At 33.7% G+C, this 15930-nt stretch carries 11 protein-coding genes; 1 reads left to right on the top strand and 10 read right to left on the bottom strand.

Annotated features, from left to right (window positions below; all coding sequences use genetic code 11):
• From ruvB to ACH2CG_RS01365, 9 genes are all read right to left on the bottom strand, one after another.
• Positions 1 to 1023, bottom strand: coding sequence for a Holliday junction branch migration DNA helicase RuvB (ruvB, locus tag ACH2CG_RS01325; protein WP_395061423.1), 1023 nt, complete (start codon positions 1021 to 1023; stop codon positions 1 to 3).
• Positions 1024 to 1103: 80 nt separating this feature from the next.
• Positions 1104 to 2909 (bottom strand): cbb3-type cytochrome c oxidase subunit I, encoded by a 1806-nt coding sequence (locus tag ACH2CG_RS01330; RefSeq protein ID WP_395061425.1) that lies wholly within the window; start codon positions 2907 to 2909, stop codon positions 1104 to 1106.
• Between the two features lie 25 nt (positions 2910 to 2934).
• Positions 2935 to 4113: a cytochrome c oxidase subunit II gene (locus tag ACH2CG_RS01335; protein ID WP_395061427.1), complete on the bottom strand. Its 1179-nt coding sequence runs from the start codon at positions 4111 to 4113 to the stop codon at positions 2935 to 2937.
• A gap of 19 nt (positions 4114 to 4132) precedes the next feature.
• Positions 4133 to 5635, bottom strand: a complete 1503-nt coding sequence (locus ACH2CG_RS01340; RefSeq protein WP_395061429.1) for a quinol:cytochrome C oxidoreductase — start codon at positions 5633 to 5635, stop codon at positions 4133 to 4135.
• A gap of 27 nt (positions 5636 to 5662) precedes the next feature.
• Positions 5663 to 6232, bottom strand: coding sequence for a c-type cytochrome (locus tag ACH2CG_RS01345; RefSeq protein WP_395061431.1), 570 nt, complete (start codon positions 6230 to 6232; stop codon positions 5663 to 5665).
• Positions 6233 to 6238: 6 nt separating this feature from the next.
• Positions 6239 to 6766: a DUF3341 domain-containing protein gene (locus ACH2CG_RS01350; RefSeq protein WP_395061433.1), complete on the bottom strand. Its 528-nt coding sequence runs from the start codon at positions 6764 to 6766 to the stop codon at positions 6239 to 6241.
• Positions 6767 to 6774: 8 nt separating this feature from the next.
• On the bottom strand, positions 6775 to 8184 hold the full coding sequence (gene nrfD / locus ACH2CG_RS01355; RefSeq protein WP_395061435.1) for an NrfD/PsrC family molybdoenzyme membrane anchor subunit: 1410 nt from the start codon (positions 8182 to 8184) through the stop codon (positions 6775 to 6777).
• 37 nt (positions 8185 to 8221) lie between these two features.
• Positions 8222 to 11308, bottom strand: coding sequence for a TAT-variant-translocated molybdopterin oxidoreductase (locus ACH2CG_RS01360; RefSeq protein ID WP_395061437.1), 3087 nt, complete (start codon positions 11306 to 11308; stop codon positions 8222 to 8224).
• A 32-nt stretch (positions 11309 to 11340) separates the two neighbouring features.
• A complete protein-coding gene (locus tag ACH2CG_RS01365; RefSeq protein WP_395061439.1) occupies positions 11341 to 12672 on the bottom strand; it encodes a c-type cytochrome in 1332 nt (443 codons plus the stop codon).
• A 216-nt stretch (positions 12673 to 12888) separates the two neighbouring features.
• On the opposite strand from ACH2CG_RS01365, the gene ACH2CG_RS01370 reads away from it, so the two are divergent.
• Positions 12889 to 13278: an SPOR domain-containing protein gene (locus ACH2CG_RS01370; protein WP_395061441.1), complete on the top strand. Its 390-nt coding sequence runs from the start codon at positions 12889 to 12891 to the stop codon at positions 13276 to 13278.
• Positions 13279 to 13331: 53 nt separating this feature from the next.
• Here the strand turns inward: ACH2CG_RS01370 and infB are convergent.
• The coding region (infB, locus tag ACH2CG_RS01375) for a translation initiation factor IF-2 (protein ID WP_395061443.1) at positions 13332 to 15930 on the bottom strand (2599 nt) is incomplete at its 5' end.

The following is a 15930-nucleotide window of genomic DNA, read 5'->3' on the forward strand; positions in this document are numbered from 1 at the left end:
TCAAAACAATCCTCCTTGAATATTGGTTTTAATTTTTCCTAAATGTTTATAGGCTTTCTCTGTAACTTCTCTACCTCTTGGAGTTCTCATAATAAATCCTTCCTGAATCAAGAATGGTTCATAAACTTCTTCAATAGTTTCAGCACTCTCTGAGACGGCAGTTGCTAGAGTTGATAATCCAACTGGACCACCTTTAAATTTATCTATAATTGTGATAAGAATTTTATTATCCATTTCATCCAACCCGTGAGCATCAACATGTAACGCTTTTAATGAATATCTAGCAATTTCAATATCAATTTTACCGTTTCCTTTTATTTGCGCAAAATCTCTTACACGTCTTAAAAGTGCATTGGCAATTCTTGGCGTTCCTCTACTTCTACCAGCTATTTCTATTGCTGCTTCCATCGTTATTGGCATTTTTAAAATTCCAGAACTACGCTGCACTATTGTAGTTAGTAGCTCGGTATTATAATATTGCAAACGACTTTGAATTCCGAAACGAGCTCTCATTGGAGCAGTTAATAATCCTGAACGAGTTGTTGCACCAACAAGAGTAAATGGACTAAGATTTATTTGAACAGTTCTTGCATTTGGACCTGATTCAATCATGATATCAATCTTAAAATCTTCCATCGCCGAATATAAATATTCTTCTACAATTGGGCTCAAACGATGGATTTCATCAATAAATAAAACATCACGTTCTTCTAAATTAGTAAGTAATCCTGCTAAATCTCCGGGTTTATCTAGAACTGGTCCAGAAGTAATTTTTATTCCAACACCAAGTTCGCTAGCCAAAATATTGGCCAATGTTGTTTTTCCTAATCCGGGTGGACCATGAAAAAGTGTATGATCTAAAGCTTCATTTCTTTGATTAGCAGCTTCAACAAAAACTTTCAAATTATCTAAAACTTGTTCTTGACCAGTAAAATCGTCAAATGAAAGAGGCCTTAACTTTTTCTCTAGATCAAGCTCATCAGGATTATAATTAGAATTGGTAGGATTTAAATTTTCATTCATATTACAAATATATAACAAAGTTGGTTGCAAATAAAAATGCCTCTCAATTAAGAAAGGCATTTTGATATTTATTTTATGTCTTAGTGATGTAAAACCTCTTCACCTGGCTTCATCGGTACATTTTGAGGAACGAAATCTTCATCATGACCTGGCTTACTATAATCGTAAGGCCATCTGTGAACTTCAGGGATTTCTCCTGGCCAGTTACCGTGAATATGTTCAACTGGAGCAGTCCACTCAAGTGTATTAGATCTCCATGGATTTTGAACTGTTCTTTTTCCGTAGAAAATACTTGAAAAGAAGTTGTATAAAAACACCAATTGAAATGCACCACCAATTAAAGCAAACATTGTAATAACAACATTAACATTTTGTAAATCGTCAAACAATGGGAAATTAGTATTAGTATAGTAACGTCTTGGAAGACCAGCCATACCAATAAAGTGCATTGGAAAGAAGACACCATAAGCGCAAATTGCGGTTACCCAAAAGTGAACATAACCTAATGTTTTATTTAACATTCTTCCAAACATTTTTGGAAACCAGTGATAAATACCAGCAAACATTCCGTAAAGTGCAGATATACCCATTACTAAGTGAAAGTGAGCTACAACAAAGTAAGTATCATGAACGTTAATATCTAATGTACTATCTCCTAAAATAATTCCTGTTAATCCTCCAGTAATAAAAGTAGAAACTAAACCAATAGAAAAAAGCATTGCAGGATTTAGTTGAAGATTTCCTTTCCATAAAGTTGTTATGTAATTAAATGCTTTAACAGCAGAAGGAATTGCAATTAACAATGTAGTAAATGTAAATACTGAACCTAAAAATGGATTCATCCCAGAAATAAACATGTGGTGACCCCAAACAATTGTAGATAAAAATGCAATTGCAAGAATTGACATAATCATCGCTCTGTAACCAAAGATTGGTTTACGAGAATTTGTAGCAATTACTTCGGATGTTATACCTAATGCAGGTAATAAAATGATGTATACTTCAGGATGTCCTAAGAACCAGAATAAGTGTTCGAATAATACTGGTGAACCACCTTGATAATTCAATACTTCACCTGCTAAATAAATGTCAGACAAGAAAAATGAAGTGCCAAAACTTCTATCCATAATTAATAATAAAGCAGCAGATAATAATACTGGAAAAGAAATAACTCCAATAACAGCGGTTACAAAGAACGCCCAAATTGTAAGAGGCATTCTAGTCATTGACATTCCTTTAGTTCTTAAATTAATAACCGTAACAATATAATTTAATGAACCCATCAAAGAGGAAGCAATAAAGACTGCCATAGAAACTAACCAAAGCGTCATACCAAGACCAGAACCAGAAATAGCTTGAGGCAATGCACTTAGAGGTGGATAAATTGTCCAACCAGCAGATGCTGGTCCAGATTCAACAAATAATGAAGAAACCATTATCACACTTGAAGTAAAGAACAACCAATAAGAAACCATATTAAGGAATCCCGAAGCCATATCTCTTGCGCCTAATTGAAGTGGTATTAATAAATTACTAAAGGTTCCACTTAATGCAGCTGTTAATACAAAGAACACCATTATGGTTCCATGTATGGTTATCAAAGATAAATATGCCTCGTTTGTCATGATTCCATCAGGAGCCATTTTTTCTCCTAAAAAGAAACTAAAAACCTTAAAAGACTGCTCAGGCCAAGCCAATTGAAGTCTAAAAAGTAAAGACATACCAACACCAATAACACCCATTATTATTCCCGTCAATAGATATTGTTTGGCAATCATTTTATGGTCAATACTAAATATATACTTAGTAATGAAAGTATCCTTATGGTGGTGTTCATGATGATCATCGTGATGATCTTGTGCGTGATTATCGTGTGCGTGACTCATATTATAAAATATATTATATTTTTTATTATTTGATTTTTACTACAGCAACTAAAGTAGAATCTTTTTTTACTGTTGTAGAATCAGTTTTTGCTGGATTAGCTTCAGCGGCTTTAGCTTTCGCATCATCTTCAGCAGCAGTTTTAACAGTTTGAACTAATCCTGTTTTTCCTTTTAACCAAGACTTATATTCATCTGGAGTATCTACAACTATTTTCATTTGCATATTATAGTGAGATGCACCACAAATTTTATTACATAAAAGTAAAAAATCGAAAGTATAGGGATCCAAAGCCGTTTTACCATCAGCAACTAGAATTTTACTTTTTTCTTCTCTAATTCTGTTAATATTAGCAACTTTTTCAGTCATTTCTTTAGTTTCTCTCATCTGTGTAGTAGTCATTGATGGAGTAAAAGCAAATTGAGTAACCATACCAGGAACACAATTCATTTGAGCTCTAAAATGAGGCATGTACATTGAATGCAATACGTCTTGAGAACGGATTTTGAAAACAACTTTTTTACCTTTAGGCAAATGTAATTCATCAGTTACAATATCATCTTGTGCATTAGGATCAGATAAATCTACACCTAAAGTATTTACACCTTCGATTAACCTAACATTCGCTTTTCCTAAAACATTATCTTCTCCTGAATATCTTGCAGTCCATTTAAATTGTTGCGCATAGATTTCAATGACAATTGGTTTCTCTTCTTTCTCATTTACAAACATAATATCTGTCCAAGAGTACAATCCGAAAAATATCAAAACTGCGAGAACTATGGCAGGAATTGAACTCCAAATGAATTCTAATTTATTGTTGTCAGAAAAATATGAAGCAACTTGACCTTTCTTTCCACTATACTTGTACGCAAAATAGTGAAGTAACGCTTGCGTAATTGTTTGAACTACAAAAATCAGCAGCATTGAAATCCACATTAGTTGATCAACATCTTTTCCGTGAACAGATGCTGCATTGCTCATTAAAGGAAACTTTCCATAATTAATAAAACAAAAAATAGTAATAATGTATATAAAACCTAGAAAGGCAAACATTAAGTAACCATTTACTTTATTATCATTATCGTCTGCAACCTGAGAATTATTGGTTGTTTTACCTACTTGAGTTAAATCAAAAATTTTAGTTAGTTGCCACAATGCAACAGATAATAAAACTAAAACAAGAAGTACTAATAAACTTGTCATTTGTTGTTTACTTTAAATATTAATAATGAAAATGTTTACTTTCTTCAATGAATGGATTACGTTTTGGTGTAAGCGGCACTTTGGTTAATGCAGAGAATACAACATAAATAAACAATCCTAAAAAGAATAATACTGAACCGATTTCTGAAGCACCAATAAACCATTGATCGCCAACTGTAGCTGGCATAACCATATTAAAGAAATCTATATAGTGACCGCATAAAATTACAACTCCAGCACCAACAATAATTGGAGCAATACGTTTGAAATCTGTATTTATTAAAACCAATATTGGAAAAATAAAATTCATAACTACAGCACCAAAAAATGGTAAATTATAGTATTCAATTCTAAATTTGAAATAAGTCACTTCTTCTGGAATATTTGCATACCATATAAGCATAAATTGTGAAAACCATAAATAAGTCCAGAAAACACTGATACCAAACATAAATTTAGATAAATCGTGAATATGACTTGAATTCACATTTTCTAAGTATCCTTTAGATTTTAAATATAATGTTACCATTGAAATTGTTGTGATACCACTTACAAAGAAACTTGCAAAAACATACCATCCAAAAAGAGTACTAAACCAATGTGGGTCAAATGACATCAACCAATCCCAAGACATAATAGATTCTGTAACAATAAAGAAAACTAGGAATGCAGCTGACATTTTAAAATTCTTTTTGTAAAAAGTATTATCATTGGATTCATCTTGTGCCAAACAATTTTTTCTTGATAAATAACGGTATAAGTTCCATCCAGCTAAGAAAACTATAGCTCTAATTAACCAAAAAGTAACGTTTAAATATCCAGATTTTCCTGCAATTAATTTGTCATAATTTGCATTACCTACTTCGGTAACACCTTCTTTCATCCACACAAAAAGATTGTTGGAATGGAAAACATGGGTACCGGTAACAATTAATATAACTAAAAATAAAATTGATCCTACAGGTAAATAAGCAGTTATACCTTGCATAACTCTAAACAAAACTGGAGACCAACCTGCTTGAGCAACTTGTTGAATTGCATAGAATGCTAAAGCACCTAATGAAACCAACATAAAGAAAATACATGCTACATACAAAGCAGCCCATGGTTTATTTTGCAATTGATGAAAAACATGTTCTACATGTTCTTTATGTTCTTTCTCTGCATCAACGGCAGTTACTTCTACAGCTTTTTCATTGTGAGAACTTTCAATTTTTTCTTCAACAACTGGTGCAGATGCAACTTTAGATGTATCTTTTTCTGAATTAGATATAGAATCAGTCTTAGGTTCTACAATTTTTTCAGTAACTGGAGTTTCTGCAACTTCATGCTTAGCTTCAGCCTCGTGTGTGTTGTGAGCAGTAGCTTCAACTTTATGACCACCATGATGGCTTTCTGCTACTATTTTTTCTACTTCTTCAATAGTATTTGGAGTAGATAAAAAACCATACACTATACCTGCAAATCCTAAAATCATTAGAACAAGTGCTGTGTTTTTTAAACTTTTTGAAAATGTGTACATATCTATAACAATCTGTTTGTTCTACAATTATAATTCACTTTTAAGCTTCATCACATAAGCTGCTACTAACCAACGCTCATCCTGATTTAATTGATTTGCATAAGAACCCATCGAATTTAAACCAAAATTAATGACGTGATTAATACTTCCTTCGTTAATTATTCTATCGGCATAACTAGGAACACCTAAGAATTTACCTTGAGTAACCAATTTACCTTTTCCGTCTCCGGCATTTCCATGACAAATAGCACAATATATTTCAAAGAGTTCTTGTGCTTTTTTCATATCTGCTTTAGTTGGATCAATTGGAGACTTTAAATTTGCTGCCTTAACCGCCACATAAGATTCAGGAGTATTTGCATACTCATAAGGTACATAACCCCTTTTAATAGTACCAACAGGAGGCAATTGCCCTTCTTTTCCATTTTCAGATTTCGCATTAATTGAATTGAATGCATTTGACTCTGAATAAGTTTCATAAGCCACTGACTCATACATGTTTGGCATGTATTGATAGTTAGGTGAATTACTGTCTTTACATGATGATAAAGATAGTATTAACGCTAATACAAATGATATTTTAAATATACTTTTCATGTCTCTTTAGTGCTTTTCAATTACTTTAACTTCAACTGCACCTGTATTCTTCAAAAAAGAAGTTAATTCTTCTTCGTTATCATTTACAGCTACCTCCATCAAAAAGTGATCGTCTGTTGTTCTTACATCCGGATTTTCAGCTTGTTTAAATGGCCATAATTTACTTCTCATGTAGAAAGTAATTACCATTAAATGCGCTGCAAAAAATACAGTCATCTCAAACATAACCGGCACAAAAGCTGGCATGTTTTGAATATAACTCATACTTGGTTTTCCTCCAATATCTTGAGGCCAATCTTGAATCATAATATAATCCATCATTGTTGTTGCAACCGTTAAACCAATACATCCATAAATAAATGCACAAATTGCTAATCTTGTTGGTGCTAACCCCATTGCTTTATCCAATCCGTGAACAGGAAATGGAGTAAAAACTTCTTCAATATGATGATGTGCTTTTCTAGTTTGCTTTACAGCATCCATCAAAATATCATCATCATTGTATATAGCGTGTATAACTTTATTACTACTCATAACAAATATTAATGTTTATCTGAATGATTATTCTCTTGTTTTTCTCTTTCTCTTTTGTAATTTTCACCAGAAGATTTCAAAATAGTTTTAACCTCTGCTTGGGCAATTACTGGGAATGTTCTAGCGTACAATAAAAATAATACGAAGAAGAATCCAATAGTTCCTGTAAAAATTCCGATGTCAATAAATGTTGGTGAGAACATTGTCCATGAAGATGGAAGATAATCTCTATGCAATGAAGTTACGATAATTACGAAACGTTCAAACCACATACCAATATTTACAACAATTGAAATTATAAAAGAGAACATGATACTAGTTCTTAATTTTTTAGACCACATGAATTGTGGTGAAAAAACATTACATGTCATCATTGACCAATATGCCCACCAGTATGGTCCAGTAGCTCTATTTAAAAAAGCATATTGTTCATATTCTACACCTGAATACCAAGCAACAAATAATTCTGTAATATAGGCAACACCAACTATAGAACCTGTAATCATAATTACAATATTCATTAATTCAATATGTTGAACTGTTATATATGCTTCTAGTTTAGATACTTTTCTCATAATAATAAGTAAAGTATTTACCATTGCAAATCCTGAGAAAACTGCTCCTGCCACAAAGTATGGTGGAAAGATTGTTGTATGCCATCCCGGAACTACGGAAGTGGCAAAGTCAAAAGATACAATTGTATGCACAGAAAGTACAAGTGGTGTTGCTAAACCTGCAAGTACTAAAGATACTTCTTCAAAACGTTGCCAATCTTTAGCTCTTCCGCTCCAACCAAAACTTAATATTGAATATACTCTTTTATTGAATGGAGTTATTGCTCTATCTCTTAACATTGCAAAATCAGGAAGTAAACCAGTCCACCAGAAGACTAGTGATACAGAAAGATACGTAGAAATTGCAAATACGTCCCAAAGAAGTGGTGAATTAAAGTTAACCCACAATGAACCAAACTGATTAGGAATTGGAACTACCCAATAAGCTAACCATGGGCGACCCATGTGAATGATTGGAAATAAACCTGCTTGAACAACCGAGAAAATGGTCATTGCTTCTGCAGAACGGTTAATCGCCATTCTCCATCGTTGACGGAAAAGTAAAAGTACAGCAGAAATTAATGTTCCTGCGTGACCGATACCAACCCACCAAACGAAATTGGTAATATCCCAAGCCCAACCTACAGTTTTGTTTAGTCCCCAAGAACCAATACCTGTAGAAACGGTATAAACGATACAACCTATTCCCCAAAGGAAAGCTGCTAATGCGATTGAAAAAACGGTCCACCATTGTTTGTTTGCTCTTCCTTCAACTGGAGCGGCAACATCGACAGTCACATCGTGATAACTTTTATCACCAATAACTAATGGTTTTCTAATGGGTGCTTCGTAGTGAGACGACATAATCCTTTATCTTGTTTCTTAATTAATCTTTTTTAAACTAGGTATTTCTAACTTTTACGTGGTAGATAACGTTAGGTTTTGTTCCTACGTGCTCTAATAAATGATACATTCTTTTGTCTTCAAGTAATTCTGTTACTTTAGATTCTTTATCATTTACATCTCCAAACTTCATTGCTCCAGTAGAACAAGCGTTTGAACAAGCCGTTTGGAATTCACCGTCTTTTATTTCTCTTCCGTCACGTTTTGCATCAAGAATTGTTTTTTGCGTCATTTGAATACACATAGAACATTTCTCCATTACTCCACGAGAACGAACGTTAACATCTGGGTTGATAACCATACGTCCTAAATCATCATTCATATGATAATCGAATTCGCTGTTTTTGTTATACAAGAACCAGTTAAAACGACGTACTTTATATGGACAGTTGTTAGCACAATAACGCGTACCAACACATCTGTTATAAGCCATTTGATTTTGACCTTGACGACCATGCGATGTTGCGGCTACTGGACAAACAGTTTCGCAAGGTGCATGATTACAATGTTGACACATTACTGGTTGGAATGCAACTTGAGGATTATCCGCAGGATGCTCCATTTTTCTGAAACCTCCTAAAGATCCTTTAGTCTCTTCATTACCAGAAATAAAACCAACTAAATCTAATCCGTCAAAATTTTCTTTTTTCTCATTGTCACCAGCAAAAGTATTTTCAGAAGAATAATATCTATCAATACGCAACCAGTGCATATCGCGACTTCTTCTTACTTCATCTTTACCAACAACTGGCACATTATTTTCGGCGTGACATGCAATTACACATGCTCCACAACCAGTACAAGCATTTAAATCTATAGATAAGTTAAAATGATGTCCTATTGAACGATCAAATGATTCCCATAAATCTACTTTAGTAGCCTCTACCTCTTTGTGGTCTAAAGATACCATAGGAACGGGATTCCATTCTCTACTATCTTTAGCCGTATTGAAAATCTCAAGAGTAGTTTCTCTAACAATATCGCCTCTACCCATTAAAGTTTTTTGTGATTGTACACATGCAAACTCATGTTCACCACTTCCTTTAGAAATAGTTGCAGATTGAACATTATTAAAATTATTATAAAAAGCATAGGCATTTAATCCAACTTGCATTTCTTCTTTTAATGAAGCCTTTTTACCATAACCAAGAGCTAAACCTAAAGTATTAACTGCTTGACCTGGTTGCACAATTACAGGAACATTTTCTAATTTAGTTCCGTTAACTGTAAGTGTAACATAACTTCCGTTAAGACCACCATTAGCAACAATTTTATTTTCTAAACCTAATTTAGTTGCATCAGCTTGAGAAACTGTAATATAGTTATCCCATGAAACTCTTGTAATTGGATCTGGAAACTCTTGTAACCAGGGATTATTAGCTTGTTGACCGTCACCTAAACCAGTTTTAGTGTACAATACTAATTCAAAACCTTGAATAGGCTTAGACTGAGACAAAGCACTTGCAGCACTTGCATAATCTGCAGTTCCACCAGCGATTGCAGTTACTCCAGAAAAAGATAATCCGTCATGAAGCACTTTATTCCAAGTAGTACCTGCAGTATATGCAACAGAATTAGATTTTATGTAATCGTAATAAGAACCTGCAACACCATTCCAAGACATTAAAGCTTCTTGAAATTGTTTTGTATTAAATAAAGGACGAATTGTAGGTTGAACCAAAGAATAAGTTCCTTTAGTCAACATATGATCATTCCATGATTCTAAATAGTGAGGTGCTGCTGCAGCAATCGTAACTTTTTCGGCAGTTTCATCTTCTCTTAGAGAAAATGCTACCGAAGTTTTTACTTTTTTCAATCCTTCAACAAAAGCACTACTGTTAGCTAAGGTATATACTGGATTAACACCGCTCATAATTAAAGTTCTTACAGAACCAGCTTTCATATCGGCAATTAATTGAGCAACTTTTTCGTTAGAACCTTTTCTTATTAATCTTGCACCAGCAGTTAACAAAGCTTCACTTTTTATAACTTGATTGATGGCAATAACTAATAATTGTGCATTTTTATCTTGAATACCAGAAACTAATAAACCTTTAGTTCCAGCATCTTTTAATTGTTTAGCAGCTTTTACAACTTCTGACTCATTTTCAATTTTACCAACTGAAACGGAAGAACCAGTAATAGTATTGTAAATTTTAACTAAAGCATTTTTTTGACTTGCAATTGACATTGGAATTCTTTTATCAGCAGCAGCACCAGAAAGTGTCATGTTTGCCTCAAATTGAAAATGCTTAGACATTTTACCTGCTTGCGGGACTCTTCCTTTAGCATATCCAGCATCGTAGCTTCCACCTTGCCAATCTCCTAAAAAGTCAGCATCAAGAGAAACTATTGTATTAGCTTTAGAGAAATCGTAATCAGCTAAAGCTCTTTCACCATAAACAGCTTCAAAAGCATCCAAAGCCGTAGATTCAGAAACTGAATCATAAATTACATGTTTAGCTGTTGGATTTTTTGCAATGAATTCAGCAATTAACTTTTCAGTTGATGGACTTGCTAGGGTGTTTGTCAATAATACTACTTGTTTTCCAGTTGTCTTTGCATCTGCTAAACTAGCCTTAATTTCAGCATCCACGGTGCTCCAAGAAGAAGATTTAGAATCTTTCTTTGGTGATTTTAGACGCATACTATCATACAATGACAATACAGAAGCGTGAACTCTTGCATTTGCGGCAAAACTTGCACCTTGAATTGTATTATTTTCAATCTTAATTGGACGACCTTCTCTTGTTTTGACTAAAAGATTTGCAAAATCAAAACCATCAAACATGGTTGTAGCGTAAAAATCAGCTACACCAGGAATAATTGTATCTGGTTGAACCACATAAGGAATTGATTTGTGAACTGGTCCTTCGCATGCAGCCAACGAAGCAGCTGCAGTTGTAAAACCAACGTACTTTAAGAAATCACGACGAGTAGTTGATGAAGATGATAACGAATCATTTGATAAGAACTCATCCGTTGGGATTTGTTCAACAAATTCATTATTTCTAAGCGTCTCAACAATAGAACTATTTTCGTTTAGTTCCTCAACACTTTTCCAGTATTTTTTGTTAGATGACATCGTATATAAATATTAGCTTCTTAATAATTTGATTAATAGTGACATTTACCGCATTCTAAACCTCCCATTTGGGCAGCAGTTAATTTGTCTACATTATATTTTTTGGAAAGTTCTTTATGAATTTTATCATAGTAAGCATTTCCTTCCATTTTAACTTCTGTTTTACGGTGACAATCTATACACCATCCCATTGTCAATGGAGCAAATTGCTTTTGCACTTCATAGGTTTGAACTGGACCATGACATTTTTGACATTCAATACCTGCAACCGTAACGTGTTGTGAGTGATTAAAGTATGCAAAATCAGGAAGATTATGGATTCGAACCCATTTCACAGGCTCAGTTTTACCAGTATATTTAGTGCCATCCCATCCTACTGCTTTGTACAATTTTTGTATTTCACCGTCATAAAAAGCTTTTGAATGGTCCGCTGTTGCAGTAGTATCCGAAACTTCTGCTATATTCTTATGACAATTCATACAAATATTCAAAGAAGGAATACCAGCGTTTTTACTAACTCTTGCGGAAGAGTGACAATATTTACAATTAATACCATTGCTACCTGCGTGAATTCTATGTGAATAATGAATTGGTTGCACTGGAGCATAATCTTGATCAATACCAACCTGCATTAAGAATCCATAAACAAAGAAAGCACTTGCCAATAAAAATATTATTGAAGCAACAACCATCAAAAATTGATTTTTAACGAATGCTTTCCAAATTGGCATCGTAGCGTCTTTCTTAGCTTTTTCAATACCATTAGCTTTAGCAATCTTGGTTAAAACATTGTTCACAAGAAACAACATCACAACAAGCATTAACATTACTAGAGATAGCGCACCAAGAACAACCGTGTTTGACAAACCACCTTCTTCACTTTTAACATCAATTGGAGCAACAACATCAACTTTTTTCTCCACCTCATCAGTGTAAGCGATTATATTATCAATATCTGCGTTTGATAATTGAGGAAAAGCAGTCATCACACTTGGTTTGTACTCGTCCCAAAGTTTTACTGCATCCGCATCTCCAGATTTTATTAGGGCAGAACTATTTTTAATCCAGCCATAAAACCAATCTTTTTTGTGACGTCCTGAAACGCCTCTAAGCGCTGGACCAGTCATCTTCCTGTCTAGGTTGTGACACGCTGCGCAATTTGCATTAAATAATTCTTTCCCTTTCACCGCATCGCCTCCAGCAGTTGCCGCAGGAGCCATTGCAGTTGGAGCAGCGACTGGAGTAGCCGTTGCAGCCGGTGCAGCTGTTTCTTGAGCAAATGAAGAAATTGAGATAGTTAGCATTAAAGCTAAACCAAATGAATAAATTCTAGAAATCGAACTATGGTTACCCACTTTTTTCATATTATAAATGATTATCGACTAAATTGTGGTATGATTTTTTCTATATCATCAGAAAACATCAATACTCTTTTTTTAAAACTTGAGCAAAAATACGATTTATGAGCTATTCTCAAAACCTTAAATATATCTTAATTATTAATTTATATTAATTCTAAATAATTTTTTTAATATCGCATTATCTTATAAGTATTACATTTGCATTAAAATCAAACCATTATGAAATTTTTAAAACAAAAAGAGGGTCTAAAACGAGTAATTATTATTTTAATTTTTTTTAATTTTAACACTATTATAGCTCAAAGTGTTACTGTCAATCAAGACCCAAAATTTGAGCAACTTTTAAACGAAAAAAGAAAAGTAAACTCCTCATTAACAGTAAATAATAGATATAAAATTCAGATTTTCAATGGCCCAAGTGAGGAGTCTAAAAAAACGTTAATTCAATTTAAAAAGGAGAACAAAAACTATGATGCTACAATAGTATTTAACACACCAATATACAAAGTATGGGTAGGAAATTTTAAAACAAGAATTGAAGCTGAGCGGAATTTAAATGTTTTAAAGAAAAAATATCCAAATGCAATTTTAATTAAGCCAGGTAAATAAATTTAATCACAAAAAAAATCCCGAATTACTTCGGGATTTTTTTTACTTATTTACTATTTTAATTTTTTCTTAACCATTACTTCTTGGTAAGCTTCTATGATATCCAGTTGCTCTATGTCGTTATAATTCTTGATTTGAATTCCACAATCATAACCTTTAGAAACATCTTTAACATCGTCTTTAAATCGTTTTAAAGCTGTAAGTTCACCAGTAAATATTACTACACCCTCTCTAATAATACGAATCTTAGAATTTCTAAAGATTTTACCGTCTGTAACCATACATCCAGCAATAGTTCCAACCTTAGAGATTTTGAATGTTTCACGAATTTCGGCAGTTCCAGTAATTTCTTCTTTCATTTCTGGAGATAACATTCCTTCCATTGCATCTTTCAAGTCATCAATTGCATCATAGATGATTGAGTAGTTTCTGATATCAATTTCTTCTTTATCGGCAAGTTGTCTTGCATTCCCAGCTGGACGAACATTAAATCCGATAATAATCGCATCAGATGCAGAAGCCAACATAACGTCAGTTTCAGTAATAGCTCCAACACCTTTATGTATAATATTAATTTGAATTTCTTCGGTAGATAATTTTGCAAATGAGTTAGAAAGCGCTTCAACAGAACCATCAACGTCACCTTTAAGGATAATGTTTAATTCTTTAAATTGCCCAAGTGCTATACGACGTCCAATTTCTGCAAGAGTAATATGACGTTGCGTTCTTACTGATTGTTCGCGCATTAATTGAGTACGTTTCGCAGCAATTTGTTTTGCTTCTCTTTCGTCTTCAAAAACGTTAAATTTATCTCCAGCAGTTGATGCTCCGTCCAATCCTAAAATAGATATTGGAGTTGACGGTCCGGCAATTTTAATATTGTTTCCTCTTTCATCATGCATCGCTTTTACTTTACCATGATTTTTACCTGCCAATACATAATCTCCAACTCTTAAAGTTCCAGATTGTACTAATATTGTAGAAATATAACCTCTACCTTTATCCAATTGTGCTTCTACAACTGTTCCTACAGCAGGTTTATTTGGATTAGCTTTCAAGTCAAGAATTTCAGCTTCAAGCAATACTTTTTCAAGCAATTCTTTAACTCCTGTTCCTGCTTTTGCAGAAATATCATGTGACTGATATTTTCCACCCCAATCTTCAACTAGCAAATTCATAGCTGCTAATTTTTCTTTTATTTTTTCAGGATTAGCATGTGCTTTATCCACTTTATTGATTGCAAAAATCATTGGAACTCCAGCTGCTTGTGCATGAGAAATTGCCTCTTTTGTTTGTGGCATGATGTCATCATCGGCAGCAATTACAATAATTGCAATATCTGTTACTTGAGCTCCACGAGCACGCATAGCTGTAAACGCTTCGTGACCAGGTGTATCCAGGAATGTAATTTTTTGTCCGTTATCTAACTGTACGGCATAGGCACCAATGTGCTGAGTAATACCTCCAGATTCTCCAGCGATAACATTTTCTTTACGAATGTAATCCAATAAAGATGTTTTACCATGGTCAACGTGACCCATAACAGTAACAATTGGCGCTCTAGTAACTAAATCTTCATCTCTATCTGCTACAACTTCAATTGAATCTTCAATATCTGTAGTTATAAATTCAACTTCAAATCCGAATTCATCAGCAACGATTGTTAACGTTTCTGCATCAAGACGTTGATTCATAGTAACCATTATTCCTAATGACATACAAGTTCCGATAACTTTAGTAATTGGCACATCCATCATGGTAGCAACTTCACCAACTGTAACAAACTCTGTTACTTTGATTGTTTTGCTTCCTTCATCTATTGCTCTTTGCTCGTCGTCTGAACGTTGACGGTGCGTATCTCTTTTATCTCTTCTGTATTTGGCAGCTTTAGATTTAGAACCTTTACCTTGCAATCTTTCAAGAGTTTCTTTAATTTGGTTTTTAACCTCTTCTTCGGTAGGCTCAACTTTTTGAACAATTGCTGGTCTATTTCCTTTTTGGAAACCTCCACCACCACCTGGTTTATTGGCTACAAATTTATTTCCACCTGTACCTGCTGGTCTATTTTGACCACCAGTTGCATTTCCTCCTGGAGTTCCTGGACGAGTTTCACCTGGTTTTGGCGGAATTCTTTTACGTTTATTTTTATTAGGATCCGGATTTACCTTGCTACCACTATTTATTTTTGGAGTTTCAACTTTCTTTTTGGGTTTGTTGAATTGTGATAAATCTATTTTTTGACCGGTTAAAGTTGGTCCAGAAAGATTTTGATATTGAGTAGTGTGTGTTTCATCCACTACTGGTTGTTCTTCTACTACAACTTTCTCTATCTTTTCTATCTTCTCTTCTTTTTTCTCAACTTTTGGAGTTATAGAAATTGTCTCTTTGGGAGTTGCTTTTTCAATAATAGGATTCTTTTTCTCTTCAATCTTAACTTCTGGAATTATAATTTGAGGAGCTTTCACTTCTTCAACTTTAACTTCTGGAAGTTTTACTTCTGGAGATTTTACTGGTTCAATCTTATTAGTTGCGACAGGAGCTTTTGGTTCTAAATCAATTTTTCCAACTTGTTTAGGCCCAGAAACTACTGCTTTAGCTTTAATTACTTCAAGACGTTGACGCTCTTCTTCTACTCTTTTCTTGTCCTCAATT

Origin of the sequence: Flavobacterium sp. (genome assembly GCF_043778725.1) — a bacterium.
Lineage (GTDB): Bacteria > Bacteroidota > Bacteroidia > Flavobacteriales > Flavobacteriaceae > Flavobacterium.

Excerpts from the sequence above, each read along its gene's own strand:
- ruvB (WP_395061423.1), bottom strand. The coding sequence starts at position 1,023 with ATGAATGAAAATTTAAATCCTACCAATTCTAATTATAATCCTGATGAG.
- ACH2CG_RS01330 (WP_395061425.1), bottom strand. The coding sequence starts at position 2,909 with ATGAGTCACGCACACGATAATCACGCACAAGATCATCACGATGATCAT.
- ACH2CG_RS01335 (WP_395061427.1), bottom strand. The coding sequence starts at position 4,113 with ATGACAAGTTTATTAGTACTTCTTGTTTTAGTTTTATTATCTGTTGCA.
- ACH2CG_RS01340 (WP_395061429.1), bottom strand. The coding sequence starts at position 5,635 with ATGTACACATTTTCAAAAAGTTTAAAAAACACAGCACTTGTTCTAATG.
- ACH2CG_RS01345 (WP_395061431.1), bottom strand. The coding sequence starts at position 6,232 with ATGAAAAGTATATTTAAAATATCATTTGTATTAGCGTTAATACTATCT.
- ACH2CG_RS01350 (WP_395061433.1), bottom strand. The coding sequence starts at position 6,766 with ATGAGTAGTAATAAAGTTATACACGCTATATACAATGATGATGATATT.
- nrfD (WP_395061435.1), bottom strand. The coding sequence starts at position 8,184 with ATGTCGTCTCACTACGAAGCACCCATTAGAAAACCATTAGTTATTGGT.
- ACH2CG_RS01360 (WP_395061437.1), bottom strand. The coding sequence starts at position 11,308 with ATGTCATCTAACAAAAAATACTGGAAAAGTGTTGAGGAACTAAACGAA.
- ACH2CG_RS01365 (WP_395061439.1), bottom strand. The coding sequence starts at position 12,672 with ATGAAAAAAGTGGGTAACCATAGTTCGATTTCTAGAATTTATTCATTT.
- ACH2CG_RS01370 (WP_395061441.1), top strand. The coding sequence starts at position 12,889 with ATGAAATTTTTAAAACAAAAAGAGGGTCTAAAACGAGTAATTATTATT.